Source organism: Bradyrhizobium ontarionense (assembly GCF_021088345.1).
GTDB lineage: Bacteria > Pseudomonadota > Alphaproteobacteria > Rhizobiales > Xanthobacteraceae > Bradyrhizobium > Bradyrhizobium ontarionense.
This window is the reverse complement of sequence record NZ_CP088156.1, coordinates 2,427,743-2,441,734: the sequence shown is the minus strand read 5'-3', so window position 1 is coordinate 2,441,734 and position 13,992 is coordinate 2,427,743. Positions and strand designations below refer to the sequence as shown.

Annotated in this window: 10 protein-coding genes; 3 read left to right on the top strand and 7 right to left on the bottom strand. The window is 64.5% G+C overall.

All coding sequences use genetic code 11. The annotated features are described in order from the left end of the window. The first annotated feature begins 55 nt into the window (after positions 1-55). The 3 genes from LQG66_RS11125 to LQG66_RS11115 all read left to right on the top strand — a co-directional run bounded on the left by LQG66_RS11125 (position 56) and on the right by LQG66_RS11115 (position 6,125). A complete protein-coding gene (locus tag LQG66_RS11125; protein ID WP_231326268.1) occupies positions 56-583 on the top strand; it encodes an REP-associated tyrosine transposase in 528 nt (175 codons plus the stop codon). Positions 584-1,721: 1,138 nt separating this feature from the next. Further along, positions 1,722-2,960 (top strand): efflux RND transporter periplasmic adaptor subunit, encoded by a 1,239-nt coding sequence (locus LQG66_RS11120; RefSeq protein ID WP_425601303.1) that lies wholly within the window; start codon positions 1,722-1,724, stop codon positions 2,958-2,960. A gap of 42 nt (positions 2,961-3,002) precedes the next feature. Continuing rightward, entirely contained in the window at positions 3,003-6,125 is a 3,123-nt protein-coding gene (locus tag LQG66_RS11115) for an efflux RND transporter permease subunit (protein ID WP_231326266.1), read from the top strand. On the opposite strand, the gene LQG66_RS11110 is transcribed toward LQG66_RS11115, so the two are convergent. The 7 genes from LQG66_RS11110 to LQG66_RS11080 form a co-directional block, all read right to left on the bottom strand. Continuing rightward, positions 6,122-6,823 (bottom strand): branched-chain amino acid ABC transporter ATP-binding protein, encoded by a 702-nt coding sequence (locus LQG66_RS11110; protein ID WP_231326265.1) that lies wholly within the window; start codon positions 6,821-6,823, stop codon positions 6,122-6,124. The two genes, LQG66_RS11115 and LQG66_RS11110, sit on opposite strands and share 4 nt — an antisense overlap. Further along, entirely contained in the window at positions 6,820-8,586 is a 1,767-nt protein-coding gene (locus LQG66_RS11105) for a branched-chain amino acid ABC transporter ATP-binding protein/permease (protein WP_231326264.1), read from the bottom strand. The genes LQG66_RS11110 and LQG66_RS11105 overlap by 4 nt, the downstream gene beginning before the upstream one ends. 46 nt (positions 8,587-8,632) lie before the next feature. Continuing rightward, the gene (locus LQG66_RS11100; RefSeq protein WP_231326263.1) at positions 8,633-9,469 is read right to left on the bottom strand and encodes a branched-chain amino acid ABC transporter permease; all 837 of its coding nucleotides are present in this window, start codon (positions 9,467-9,469) and stop codon (positions 8,633-8,635) included. A gap of 61 nt (positions 9,470-9,530) precedes the next feature. Continuing rightward, entirely contained in the window at positions 9,531-10,694 is a 1,164-nt protein-coding gene (locus LQG66_RS11095) for a substrate-binding protein (protein WP_231326262.1), read from the bottom strand. Positions 10,695-10,741: 47 nt separating this feature from the next. Further along, positions 10,742-11,617 (bottom strand): nitrilase family protein, encoded by an 876-nt coding sequence (locus tag LQG66_RS11090; RefSeq protein ID WP_256460614.1) that lies wholly within the window; start codon positions 11,615-11,617, stop codon positions 10,742-10,744. 240 nt (positions 11,618-11,857) lie between these two features. Then, on the bottom strand, positions 11,858-12,481 hold the full coding sequence (locus LQG66_RS11085) for an ANTAR domain-containing response regulator (RefSeq protein WP_231326261.1): 624 nt from the start codon (positions 12,479-12,481) through the stop codon (positions 11,858-11,860). Positions 12,482-12,495: 14 nt separating this feature from the next. Next, a complete protein-coding gene (locus LQG66_RS11080) occupies positions 12,496-13,671 on the bottom strand; it encodes a transporter substrate-binding domain-containing protein (RefSeq protein WP_231326260.1) in 1,176 nt (391 codons plus the stop codon). Positions 13,672-13,992: the final 321 nt, after the last annotated feature.

Here is a 13,992-nt window from a genome sequence, read left to right as displayed (position 1 = left end):
GCGCGCATCGCGCGTCGTGACGTGCCCACCGGCCGCAGGCGCGATGGAGGTGATCATGCCGAACTATCGCAGAGCATCCATCAAAGGCGGCATGTTCTTCTTCACAGTCGTCCTGGAGGATCGCACGAGTCGTCTGCTTGTCGATCAAGTCGACCGGCTCCGATCATGCTATCGCCTCGCGCGTGAACGCCGTCCTTTCGAGACGATTGCGATCTGCGTTCTGTCCGACCATCTCCATGCAATCTGGGTATTGCCGGAAGATGACTCCGACTATTCAATCCGCTGGAACATGATCAAGAGCAGTTTCTCCCGAGGACTGAATCCTCAGACGAAATCGCAAAGCCTGTCCGCAAAACGCGAGAAGGGAATCTGGCAGCGCCGCTACTGGGAGCATGTCATCCGCAACGATGCCGATCTGGACCGCCATATCGACTACATCCATTTCAATCCCGTCAAGCACGGGCACGTGGCCCGCGTTGCAGACTGGCCAGACAGCAGTTTCCATCGCTTCGTCGAACGCGGTTGGCTTGCCCCAGATTGGGGAGGAGACGTCAAGGAGATTGCCGGCTCGTTTGGTGAGTGAAGACGGTGGGCACGACGCTCCGTGCGATGCTTTGCATCGCCCGAAGCGTCTTTGCCCACCCTACGGTCCATCATGAGCCGCCGCGATTGCGTAGGGTGGGCAAAGGCACGGCGCGCATCGCGCGTCGTGACGTGCTCACCGGCCGCAGCACGGACTGTCATCGGAGGGTAGCGCCGCGATCCCGAAATTCAGAAAACAGCGACGCTGCGCCCAAAATTTCCGCTTTCTTTTTTTCAGAATTCATGCTCTAGTCCGCGCATCCCGCCTCATCGAGAAGGGGCGTTGCGCGCGATCGTCACGACACGCGGGGCGGGGATGCGATGGCTGTGAGATGCCGCAGCGCGGGGCGACCTGCGCGGACGAACGGCAGCTTGCGGACGTGAAGGCGTGTGGTCCTGGCGCCCCGATGCTGGCGCCAAGTCCGCGGGTGATGATCCCGCTGACGACGGTGGCTAAAAGCCGGACACCGGGGAGAGCGCGCTATAAACGTGAAAACCGTCGCGCAGGGAAGGCCGGGCGTTCTCGGCTGCACCTGTGGTACCTGCCGCCTGCATTTTTTTCGCAGGCGGGCCGCAGGCGTCAGCCGACGCCTGGCCTTCCCTGCGCCCTTCTCACGAGAGGGTGAAACGATCGGCAAGACTCGGACGCATCTGCGCCGCGAGACTACGTATTCATGTGCGCGTCACAGTCACCTGATCGAGGCTGCAATCGATGATCGCACGACGGACCGTCACCAATCGCAGGGCCATGGAAACCATGACTCGATTTTGGCGGAAACGCACCACGTTGCGATCCCGTCCGAGCCGAGACGCAAACCCGGAACATGGATGTGAGGCTGGAGTAGGCGCGTACCCGCAGAGGTTGGCTTGCAGGTCGGCAACACCGTCACGGCGATCCGTCGCGCCCCGATGCTGCCATGGTGCGTCGCGGTGGAACCGCGATTGCCCAAAACGAGCTGAATGCAAGCTGAACGGCTGTCGTTGAACTTTCAAATTTTTAAAGCAAAACAGAGGCGAGTTGGGCGATTTTTAGGTTGTTTAAAGCTCCAGTTCCGCACTATTAGCGCAACGATGAGACCGCCAAAGCCGGAATCGTCGACCGATCAAGCGAGCCGATCTGACCAGCCATGGCGTCTGACATGAACCCATCTCCGCAGATGCTCAGCACCAAGCGGCTGCTGATCGGCCTTGCTGCCCTGGCGATGGCCGGCGCGGGCGGCTATGGCTACATGCAATTCCAATCGGGATCGGCTGCGAAGGACAATATCGAGCTCTCCAGCCAGTCCAAGCGCAACGGCACCACCTTCACGCCCTCGGCGGCGGAATGGGCGACGCTGACGATCGAGCCGGTCTGTGAAAAGATTTTCCGCGCCGAGCACGTCACCGAGGGCAAGGTTGCCGTCGACGAGGACCGCTCGACGCCGGTGTTTTCCCCCTATGCCGGCCGTGTCACCAAGCTGCTTGCCCGCCCGGGCGACAACGTCAAGCAGGGCCAGCCGCTGTTCGTGATCGAGGCCGCCGATACCGTGCAGGCCCAGAACGATTTCATCGCCGCCATCACCTCGATGAACAAGGCGAAGTCCGCGCTCGATCTCGCCGACATCCAGTACAAGCGCGCCAAGGATCTGTTCGAAGGCCGCGCGATCCCGCTGAAGGATTTCCAGCAGGCGGAGGCGACCTCCGTTCAAGCCCAGAATGACATGCGTTCGTCACAAACGTCGCTGGAAGCCGCGCGCAACAAGCTGCGCATTCTCGGCTTCACGGATGCCGCGATCGCGGATTTCCAGAACAAGGGCGTGATCGACCGCGAGATCACGATCTATTCGCCGATCGCCGGCACCGTCGTGCAGCGTAAGGTCGGCCCGGGACAATACGTCAACTCGGGCGCGAGCGATCCGGTGTTCGTGATCGGTGATCTCTCCACCGTCTGGCTCACCGCCTTTGTTCGCGAGAGCGATGCGGCGCTGGTGAACATCGGCGAGGAGATTCTCGTCAACGTGCTGGCGCTGCCCGGCCGGCCGCTCAAAGCCAGCATCAACTACGTCGCCGCATCGATCGACCCGGCGACCCGGCGGCTGCTGGTCCGCGCCACCATCGACAACAAGGATGGCCTGCTGAAGCCCGAGATGTTCGCCAATGTGACGATCTATTCGCCAGGCGAACAGCCCGCCGTCGCAGTGCCCCGGCAGGCGCTGATCTACGAAGGCAACCAGGTTCGCGTCTGGGTCGCCCGCCCCGACAAGTCGATCGAGCTGCGCAAGATCAAGACCGGTTTGATCAATGGCGATCAGGTCGCGGTCGAAAGCAATCTGAGCTCGGGCGAGCAGATCGTCACCAAGGGCAGCCTGTTCATCGATCGCGCAGCCTCGGGCAGCTGAGATGCGGTCCTCCTGCCTGCCTTTCTGAAAGTGCCGATCTGAATGGACCGTCTCGTCGCCATCGCCGTCCAGCGGCGCTTCCTGATGGTCGGAATGTTCGTCGCCGTCCTGATCGGCGGCCTGATCGCGTTCCGCCAGCTCAACATCGAGGCCTATCCCGATCCGACCCCGCCGATGGTCGACATCGTGACGCAGAGCAACGGCCTGTCGGCGGAGGAGATCGAGCGCTACATCACGATCCCGATCGAGACCCAGGTCGCCGGCATCAAGAACCTGCGCACCATCCGCACGATCTCGCTGTACGGCCTGTCCGACGTCAAGCTGCAGTTCTCGTTCGACTACACCTATGACGAGGCGCTGCAGCAGGTACTGAACCGGCTGTCGCAGCTCTCGCCTCTGCCGGGTAACGTGACGCCGCAGATCTCGCCGTTGAGCGCGGTCGGCGAGATCTATCGCTATCGGCTGCGCGGCCCGCCCGGCTACAGCGTGCTCGATCTCAAGACCTTGCAGGACTGGGTGTTGCAGCGCCGCTTCCGCGCCGTGCCTGGAGTCATCGACGTCACCGGCTGGGGCGGCAAGACCAAGACTTATGAGATCCAGGTCGATTTCAACAAGCTTGTCGCCAACGGCCTGACCCTGCCGCAGCTGCTGCAGGCGGTGGGCAATTCCAACATCAACGTCGGCGGCAACACGGTCGATATCGGCACGCAATCCGCTGTCGTGCGCGGCGTCGGCCTGATCCGCTCGATCGACGACCTTGCCAACACGATGGTGTCGCAGAGCGGCGGCAATCCGGTTCTGGTGAGGGACGTTGCCACCGTCACCATCGCGGAAAAGCAGCGGCTCGGCATCGCCGGCCTCAACAACAACGACGACATCGTCCAGGGCATCGTGCTGATGCGGCGCGGCGAGCAGAGCTCGCCCACGATCGCGCGCGTCGAGCAGTTGGTGGACCAGATCAACAGCTCCACCATCCTGCCGCCGGGCGTGCACATCGAACGTATCTACGACCGCAAGGACCTGATCGACACCACGACCCACACCGTTCTGCACAACATGGTCGTCGGCATCGGCCTGATCGTGCTGCTGCAGTGGATCTTCTTGGGGAACCTGCGCAGCGCCCTGATCGTCGGTGCCACCATTCCCTTTGCGCTGTTCTTTGCCGTCATCATCCTGGTGCTGCGCGGCGAATCCGCGAACCTGCTGTCGGTCGGCGCGATCGATTTCGGCCTGATCGTCGATGCCACCGTCATCATGGTCGAGGCGATCTTCCGCCGCCTGTCGCAGACCACGCCGCTGTCCGCAGCCGAGGAGAGCCACATCTCTCCGGAAACCATGATGGGCATGAAGAGCCACGGCATCCTGTCTGCCGCGGCGGACGTGTCGCGCTCGATCTTCTTTGCCGCCGCCATCATCATCGCCGCGTTCCTGCCGCTGTTCACCTTGAGCGGCGTCGAAGGCAACATCTTCGGGCCGATGGCGCGCACCTACGCCTATGCGCTTGCGGGCGGTCTGCTCGCGACCTTCACCGTCACGCCCGCGCTGAGCGCGATCATCCTGCCGGCGCATGTCGAGGAGACCGAGACCCGGCTGATGCGCCTGCTGCACCGGATCTATCTGCCCGCGCTGCGCTGGGCCGTCGGCAACCGCAATCTGGTGATGACCGGCGCAATCGGTCTGGTGGTGCTGACATTGGTGGTCGGCCGGCTGCTGGGACTGGAATTCCTGCCCAAGCTGGAGGAGGGCAATCTCTGGATCCGCGCGACCCTGCCGCCGACGATCTCGCTGCAGGAGGGCAACGCCTACGTCAACGAGATGCGCAAGATGATCCGCGCCCGGCCCGAGGTCGAGGCCGTGGTCTCGCAGCATGGCCGTCCCGACGACGGCACCGATGCTGCCGGCTTTTTCAATGCCGAGTTCTTCGCGCCGCTGAAGCCGGTCAAGGACTGGCCCGGCACGAAGGATAAGGAGCAGCTCACCGCCGAGTTGTTGAAGCAGCTTGATGAGCGCTTTCCTGGCGTCGAGTTTAACTTCTCGCAATATCTGCAGGACAACGTCTCCGAAGCCGTGTCCGGCGTGAAGGGCGAGAACTCGATCAAGCTCTACGGCAACGATCTGCAGGCGCTGACGGACACCGCCAACAAGATCAAGCAGGTGCTGTCCACTGTGCAGGGCGTCACCGACCTTGCGGTGTTCACCTCGCTCGGACAGCCGACGGTCCAGATCGACATCGACCGCGCCAAGGCGGCGCGCTACGGCCTTGCACCGGGTGACATCAACGCCACCATCAAGGTCGCGATCGGCGGCGATACCGCTGGCGACCTCTACGAACCCGGCAGCGATCGGCATTTCCCGATTATCGTTCGCCTGGCGCCGGAGTATCGCAAGAGCGCGGAGGCGATCGAGAATTTGCGCATCGGCGCGCAGGGGCCCAACGGCATCACGCAGATCCCGCTCAGCGAGGTCGCCACCATCAAGCTGGTGTCGGGCGCCGCCTACATCTACCGCGAGCAGCAGGAGCGCTATCTGCCGATCAAGTTCTCGGTGCGCGAGCGCGATCTCGGCAGCGCGATCCAGGAGGCGCAGCAGAAGGTCGCCGACCAGGTGCAGTTGCCGGCCGGCTCTCGCGTCGAATGGGTCGGCGAGTTCGGCAATCTGCAGGACGCGATCAAGCGGCTGTCGATCGTGGTGCCGATCAGTCTCGCTTTGATCGGTGTGCTCTTGTGGTTCAATTTCGGCTCGATGGCCGACACCTTGCTGGCCATGAGCGTGATCCCGATGGCGATCTTCGGCGGCGTCGTCGGCCTCGTTTTGACCGGCATCCCGTTCAGCGTGTCCGCGGCGATCGGCTTCATTGCGTTGTTCGGCATCGCCGTGATGGACGGCATCATTATCCTGTCGCAGTTCAACCAGCTGATCGACGAGGGTGTCGAGCGCATCGAGGCCGTCATCCGCACCGGCGAATTGCAGCTGCGCCCGGTGCTGATGACCTGCGTCGTGGCCGGCATCGGCCTGTTTCCCGCGGCATTGTCGACCGGCATCGGCTCGCAGGTGCAGAAGCCGCTCGCGATCGTCGTCGTCACCGGCATGATGCTGGCGCCGATGGTCATCCTGATCACGCTGCCGGTGCTGATCTCGCTGTTCTCGCGGCGCCGGGCTCGCTAGATCCGCATATGCGCGTCGATGCGGGCGGCGGCGTCGGCATCGACGATGGCGGCATCGACGATCTCGCCGCGCTTGAATACGAGGTAGCGGTCGCTGATCCCGAGCGCGAACGGCAGATGCTGCTCGACCACGATCATGGAGGTGCCGATCTCGCGGCGGACGCGCACCAGCACTTCGGACAAGCGATCGACGACGGAGGGCTGCAGGCCCTCGGTGACCTCGTCGAGCAGCAGCACGTCGGGTTTGGCCATCAGCGCGCGCGCCACGATCAGCATCTTCTGCTCGCCGCCCGACAGCGTTCCCGCCCGCTGGTTCAGCCGTTGTGTGAGCACCGGAAACCAGCCGCCGACCTGCGTGTACTGGGCATCGATGTCCTTGTCGCTGAGCAGGCCGAGCCGCAGATTGTCGCGCACCGACAGGTCCTGGAACAGCGCATGTTCCTGCGGGACATAGACGAGGCCGAGCTTGCGCTTCAGATGCGGGGCCAGGCGCGTCACATCGCGGCCGTCAAGTGCGACGCTGCCGCGCCAGGGCGGCAGGAAGCCGATGATCGCCTTGAGCAGCGAGGTCTTGCCCATGCCGTTCTTGCCGACGATGGCGAGCGTCTCGGCCTTTGCCAGCTCAAAGCCGACATTGCTGATGACCTCCGACGAGCCGTAACCGCTCGCCAGTTCGTTCACTTCCAGCGCGGCGCTCATGCGTGTGACTCCGCATCGGGCACATGCTGGCCGGTGTATATTTCGCGCACCAGCGCGCTGTTCACGACCTCGTCGACGGAGCCGTCGAGCGCGAGCCGGCCCTGGTGCAGCACGATGATGCGCGAGGAGATCTCGCGGACGAAATCGAGATCGTGCTCGACCAGGAGAATGCAGAGGCGGTCGCGGCGGGCGAGGGCGGTGAGGATGTCGGCGAAGCTCTGCCGCTCGGCGCGCGCCAGTCCGGCCGTTGGCTCGTCCAGCAGCAGCACGTTCGGCTCGAGCGACAGCACCATCGCAAGCTCGAGCGCCTGCTTCAGACCGTGGCTCAGATTGCGCGCTTCCTCATCGAGCCGCTCGCTGAGCCCGGACCGTTCGACGACGGACATGGCCGCGGGCGGCAGCGCCAGCGTCGACGCGCGCGACGCCAGGGCAGGAGGATCCGCATGCGTCCGTGCGACGCGCAGGCACTCGGCGACCGTCAGGGTTTCGAACACCGAGGCGGTCTGGAACTTGCGGCCGAGGCCAAACCGAACGACACGATCCGCCGGCAGTCGCGCGATGTCATGGCCGGCGATCGCGACGTTGCCTGCCGAGCGCTCGCGCCCGTCGGACAGGCAGCGGATCAAGGTGGTCTTGCCGGCTCCATTGGGACCGACCAGGCTCAGCAATTCGCCGCGATATGCCGTGAACTCCACGCCGTCCAGCACCGCGAGACTGCCGTAATGCTTGCCGAGCGCACGGACTTCGATTGCGACGGCGTCTGGATCGCCGACCGCCGTGGCGGCAACGGCGGGACGCAACATCGTCGCAGTGGTTCGCCCCGATCCGCCGCCACGTTTGAGCAGGCGCATCGCTGCGCCGAGGAGGCCATCGGGGAAGACGAGGATCACGATGATGAGCGCCAGCCCGACGATCAGCTCCCAGACATATGGAAGACTATTGGCAAGATAGGCGCTTGCCACCTCGATGCACAACGCGCCGATCACTGGACCGATGACGGTGCCACGGCCGCCGAGCGCAACCATGATGACGAGATTGGTGCCGAAGGTGAAGCTGGCGTTTTCAGGGGCGGCGACGCCGCCGAAGCCCGCATAGAAGAATCCGGCGAGCGCGGACACGATCGCAGATAGGACGAGGACGATGATGCGCAGCCGCGAAGTGTCGATGCCGAGATAGGTGCAGCGCGCGTCGTTGTCGCGCAACGCTGCCAGCAGCCGCCCGGTGTCGCTGCGCATGACGATGAGGGCCAGCACCGCGGTCGCCAGCAATCCGAGACCGGCGAGGCGCAGCCAGGTCTCGATCTCCAGATCGAAGCTCTCGAAGCCGACGAGGCCGCTCGACGAGCCGGTGAAGGTGCCGCCGGAATAGAGGATCTGGACCAGCACGATCGGCACCACCAGCGAGATGATCGATGCATAGAGTGGGGTGGAGCCAGGGTAGAACGAGAGCCAGCCGGTGAAGGCGGCGACTGCTGCAGCGACGGCAACCGTGGCTGCAATTGCCGCACACACCTGCCAGGGGCCGAAGCCGTATTCCGTGAACATGATCGCGAGCGCGTAGGCGCCGATGCCGAAAAACGCCGACTGGCCGAAGGTCAGCGTGCCGCAATAGCCCCACATGATGTCGACGGTGATGGCGGCGATGGCGACGAAGCAGGCCCGAACGAGGATGTTGACGAGATAGGTGTCGAGCAGGGCGGGCGCGACGAGGATCGCACCTGCAGCCATCGCAACCAGCAAGGCTGGAACGATCAGGCGCGGCATGGGGCGGCGCGACGCCGGTGTGTCGGGCGAGGCGAGGGGACGCGCATCAGGCACGGGCGAAGCCCTCTGGCCGGATCCGCAGCACGATGGCGGCGCAGATCGCAATGGTCAGCCCGCCGAGGATCGGATTGAGGAAGGTGGAGACCAGCACCTGAAGCGTGCCGAGCACGATGCAGGAGGCGGCCAGCGCCAACAGCGAGCCGCCGGAGACCATCACCAGCATGAACGCGCCGATCAGCCAGGGCACGCCCATGTTCGGATCGACGCTGGACAGCGGCGTGATCAGGGCGCCTGAGAGTGCGGCCAGTCCGCTGCCGAGCGCGAACGTAATGAGCCGCACGCGCGAGGAATCGACGCCTAACCCCTGCGCCAGCATCTCGTTCATGATCACGGCCTTGGTCGATAGGCCGAGCCGCGTTCCGTTGAGCAGACCTGTGAAGAGCAGGGCCACGATCACGGCGGCGACGATCATCACCAGCCGATAGGCCGAATAGTCGGCGCCGAACAGATGGACCGTCCCCGAGATCGGCGCCTGCACGAACTGCACCTCGCGGCCGAACATGAGGGTGATGAGCTGGCCAAGGACGATGCCGAGCCCCCAGGTGGCGAGGATCGCGTCGAGCGGGCGCTTATAGAGACGCCGCACGATCACGATCTCGGTGATGCCGCCGCAAACGGCACCGGCCAGGAAGGCCAGCGGCAGCACCAGGAACCACGGCAGGTTCAGCTGTGCGCCGACCAGCGCGGCATAGGCGCCCACTGTCAGAAAAGCGGCGTGGGCGAAGTTGATGATCTTCATGACGCCGAACACGATCAGCAGACCGGCGGCGATGATGAAGAGCATGGCTGCCGTCGTGACGGCATCGAGGGCGACGGTCAGCATGGTCATTTCCAGACAGGAAAAGCGAGGCGGACCAGGTCCGCCTCGCCGGGATCATAGGCGATCAGGACTTGGCCGGGCACTGCGCGCCGGGATCGACGTTCGGGAAGCTCTGGATCACCTTCACGCTGCCGTCGGCCTGGACCTGTCCGAGATACATGGTCAAGGGCGCATGACGCTGCTTGTCCATCTTGATCGCGCCGCGCGGACCATCCACCGAGACCTCGGCCAGCGCCTTCAGCACCTTGTCCTGGTCGGTGCTGCCGGCCTTCTCGACTGCCGCCTTGTAGGCGTAGACCGCTTCATATTCCGGAACCGAGAGATCGTTCGGGGTCTTCAGCTCACCGCCGAACTTCTTGCTCATCGCCGCCAGGAAGGTCTTGTTGGCGGGCGTGTCGATGCCGGTCACGTAGGACGCCGACAGGAAGATGCCGGTCGCATCCGCGCCCATCCCCTTGGCGGTGCCTTCGTCGACGGCGAGATTGCCGTAAGGAAGGTTGACGCCCGCGGCGCGCAGCTGCTTGGTCAGGGTCACGTTCGGCGCGCCGCCCGCGGTCGAGGTGATCAGCGCATCCGCGCCCGACGCCTTGAGCTTCGAGATGATCGAGGTCCAGTCGGAGCCGTCCATCGGCAGGTATTCCTCGCCGACCACCTTGCCGCCGGTCTTCTCGATATACGTCTTGGTGAAGGCGAGCATGCCGCGGCCGAACGCGTAGTCGGAGCCGATCAGGAAGTAGCTCTTGGCCTTCTTCTCCTTGTTGAAATAGTCGACGATCGGCGGCACCTGCTGGTCCGGTACCCAGGCGTTGACGTAGAGGTACGGGCTGCAGGACCTGCCTTCGTAGAACGAGGTGTAGATGAAGGGCGTCTTGCCGCGGGCGACGATCGGCAGGCCGGCGTTGCGGGCCGCGCTGGTCTCCATCGAGATCAGGACATTGACCTTCTTCTGGAAGATCAGGGCGTCGAATGCCTTCTGGGCGCCGGCCGCGCCCGAGGCATCATCGGCGACCTCGAGCGCGAGCTTGCGGCCGAGCACGCCGCCCTTGGCGTTGATCTCTTCGACCGCGAGCTCGGCTGACTGCACCACGGACGGGGCAACGACGGAGTTGGCGCCGGACAGGCCGACGGGAACGCCGATCTTGATCGGATCGGCGGCCAGCGCCGGCGAGAGTGCCGTGCCGGCCGTAAGGGCGAGCGCCAGCGACGTGGTGATGAGACGTGACGTCATCGATTGTCCTCCATGAATGGTTGAGATTGCAAACTGTGTCGAAGCGGTCAGTACCATCCGCGTTTCACGTCACTGCCGAGCATCTCGTCATAGACGTCGGAGCGGCGGTCGCGCAGAACCTGGTTGAAGGCGTTCCAGTTGCGGGCGCGGCGGGCTTCGCCCAGCGCCACGTCCGCAACGACGATCTCTTCCTTGTCGCGGCTCGCGGGTCCCGCGACCGGCCAGCCGGTGTAGCTGACGATCAGGCTCTGGCCCTCGAATGGCTGGCCGCGCTCAACGCCGACGCGATCGGCGCAGGCGATGAAGATGGAGTTGGAATGGGCGGCGGCCATCGCCAGGATGTTGGCCATCGCCTCGCGGCCCGGCGCCTGTCCGGGAATCGGCACCCAGTTGGTCGGCACGCAGACGATGTCGGCGCCCTGCAGCGCATTGAGGCGATAGCTTTCCGGGAACCAGCCGTCGTAGCAGATCGCCATGCCGATGCGGCCGATCTCGGTGTGGTAGACCGGGAAGCCGAGATTGCCGGGTTCGAAATACAGGTTCTCCTCGTTCCACAGGTGTACTTTGCGGAACGTGCCGATGTAGCCCTTCGGCCCGATCAGGACGGCGCTGTTGTGGAGCTTGGTCCCGTCACGCTCGCAGACGCCGGCGACGAGGTGAAGCCCGTGCTTCGCGGCGATCTCGCTCCAGGCCGTCACCGCGGGGCCGCCGGGCACCGTCTCGGAGGCGGCGAAGGCTTCCTCGCGCGATTTGAACACGTAGCCCGAGGAGGCGAGCTCGGGCAGCACCACGAGCTTCGCCCCCTGCGCCACCGCCTGTTTGATCAAATCGAGGCTGTGGGCGAGGTTGGCTTCCACTTCGCCGACCATCGGCTGCATCTGGATGCAGGCGATCCGCACTTTGCTGTCGTCATCCGTCGTCAAGGCGCGCGTCTCCGTTGCGCCCGCGGGAGCCGCGCGCGCCAAACAAAAAGCCCCCGACTGCGCCTTGCGGCGCAATGCGAGGGCTACATAGCCTGATGTGAAATGGCCGACCGGCCATTGGCGGACATCCGATGTCCGCAACTGTCCCAAGTAACTCTCATGCGCGAAACGAAGTCAACGCTATCGCTTGCAAAAATTTCAGGCCTGTGCTGCCCAACGCATGAGCGCGCAAACACACGTTCAGCGCGACGCGGGGGCATCGAGCACACCCAATCCACCCAGCGTCTCCTGCGCATTGATGATCGAGATCGCGATGTCGGCCATCGCCACGCGCTTCTGCGTCGCCTGCGCGCGGATCAGCTCATAGGCTTCGACCTCGCCGACCTGCTTCAACCCCATCAGGATCTTCACCGCCTTGTCGACGTCGCGCCGCGCCTTCAGCGTCTCCTCCAGCTTCTGCACCTTGCCTTCGAGTCTGCGCGTATAGCCGCGCAGCGAGCGAGCGAGCACCAGCGAGGACAGGATGCCGAACGAGCGGATCGGCTTGTTGACGACGCCATGCGCGTTGCTGTCGAGCAGGCGCTTGAGGATCGTCGGATTCTCGTAGTCGACGATGGCGATGAAGGTGAGGGGATGATCGCTGGTGCCTTCCGGAAAGATCATCTCCTCGGAGGTCTCGATCAGCTGGAACACCGTGTCGATGTCATGTGGGATCGCGGCCGGCGGCGGCCACACGCCACGGACGTTGCAGCCGATGCGCTTGAGTTGGTCAATCAGCGCGTCGCCCTCGGCATCGCGCGGATGAATCACGAGCACGCGCGCGCCGCGCAGATCCTCGATGAGGCGGCGTACGCCCGGCTTCATGCGGTCATCCGGCCTCATGCCGACAGCGCCTCTTCGCTCAGCCAGCGGCCGCCGATCGGCGACACCGAGAGATAGGGGTCGGGCTTGATCGGGCTCTTGCTCTCCCAGACGATGTCGAACTGGCCGTCGGCGCGTACGCGCCCGATCCGCGGCGTGACCCACACGTGGTTGTTGTCGGGATCGATCCGGATCGGGCCCTCCGGCGCTTCGAGGCTGAGACCGAGCGCGGCCTCGACCAGCTTCTGCGTGTCGAGGCTGCCGGCCTGCTCCAGCGCCCGCGCGAACAGCTTGATCTGCGCATAGGCCGATGCGCTCCACATGCTGACCGGCGTGTCGGTGCCGAAGGACGCCGCAAACGCCGTCTTGAAGCGGTCGTTGCTGTCGCGCGCGAGCGTGCCGAAATAGCTCGCCGCGGTCAGGTGGCCGGCGCAGTATTCGGCGCCGATGGCGCGGACCTCGCCTTCGGCCATGGTGAGGCTTGCGATCGGCAGCCGCTTGGGATCGAAGCCTGCGCGCGCATACATGCGATAGAAGCGCTGCGCGGTGCGGCCGACGATGGTCGAGAACACGACGTCCGGGGCTGCGTCCCGGATGGCATCGAGGCCGCGTGCGAGCTCGGCGTCGGTCGCTTCCATCGTCACATATTGCTCGCCGACCACGCGTCCCGCATAGGATTCGACGAGGTCGCGCATGATGCGGTTGGATTCGCGCGGATAGATGTAGTCCGAGCCGATCAGGTAGACGCGCGGGCCGTGCTTGCGCACGATGTATTCGGCGAGCTGGAATGCATTCTGGTTCGGTGCCGGCCCGGTGTAGATTACGTTCGGCGAATATTCAAAACCCTCATAGAGCGACGGATACCAGAGCAGGCCGTTGCGGCGCTCGATCGCCGGCAGCACGGCCTTGCGTTCGGCCGAAGTGGAGCAGCCGAAGATGACGGAGGCGCCGTCCTCGGTGAGCAGGCGGTCGGCCAGCTTGCGGAAGGTCTCGGGCTGCGAGCCCGGATCGTAGGCGATGACCTCGATCTCGCGGCCGAGCACGCCGCCTGCCTCGTTGATCTCCTGGATCGCCAGCGCGGTGCCGAAGAAGTGCTCGGATTCCGTGACCTCCATCAGTCCGCTGCGCGAGAACAGCACGCCGACGCGCCAGACATCCTTGTCGGATGATTTTGCGGTCGGTCTGGTCGTCATCATCATGCCTCCACGTCAACGGGCCGGTCGCGCCGGGTCGCGGACTATTGCGGCTCGCTGCGCGCTTGGCAACAGCCGGGCGCGGCCGGCCGGCGTGTGTCCGAGGAACCCGCGCAGAACGGCGGAAGCGCGGATGTCGGCTTCGTTCGGTGTCGATGTGACGTTCGAAAGCAGGGGGTGATGGCGCATGATCATGATCCTTCACATAACGTCGATGGCCGGATATCCGGGCGAGCTACGGCGATACCGCGACGCTATCAGCGTCCGGGTGATGCATCAGGCGAGCCCTCGCAAAATGATGAGGGCGCAGGGAATGCCGGG

Coding starts and splice junctions, on each gene's coding strand:
- LQG66_RS11125 (WP_231326268.1), top strand. CDS start 56: ATGCCGAACTATCGCAGAGCATCCATCAAAGGCGGCATGTTCTTCTTC.
- LQG66_RS11100 (WP_231326263.1), bottom strand. CDS start 9,469: ATGCTGACCGTCGCCCTCGATGCCGTCACGACGGCAGCCATGCTCTTC.
- LQG66_RS11095 (WP_231326262.1), bottom strand. CDS start 10,694: ATGACGTCACGTCTCATCACCACGTCGCTGGCGCTCGCCCTTACGGCC.
- LQG66_RS11085 (WP_231326261.1), bottom strand. CDS start 12,481: ATGAAGCCGGGCGTACGCCGCCTCATCGAGGATCTGCGCGGCGCGCGC.
- LQG66_RS11115 (WP_231326266.1), top strand. CDS start 3,003: ATGGACCGTCTCGTCGCCATCGCCGTCCAGCGGCGCTTCCTGATGGTC.
- LQG66_RS11080 (WP_231326260.1), bottom strand. CDS start 13,671: ATGACGACCAGACCGACCGCAAAATCATCCGACAAGGATGTCTGGCGC.
- LQG66_RS11105 (WP_231326264.1), bottom strand. CDS start 8,586: ATGCCGCGCCTGATCGTTCCAGCCTTGCTGGTTGCGATGGCTGCAGGT.
- LQG66_RS11120 (WP_425601303.1), top strand. CDS start 1,722: ATGAACCCATCTCCGCAGATGCTCAGCACCAAGCGGCTGCTGATCGGC.
- LQG66_RS11110 (WP_231326265.1), bottom strand. CDS start 6,823: ATGAGCGCCGCGCTGGAAGTGAACGAACTGGCGAGCGGTTACGGCTCG.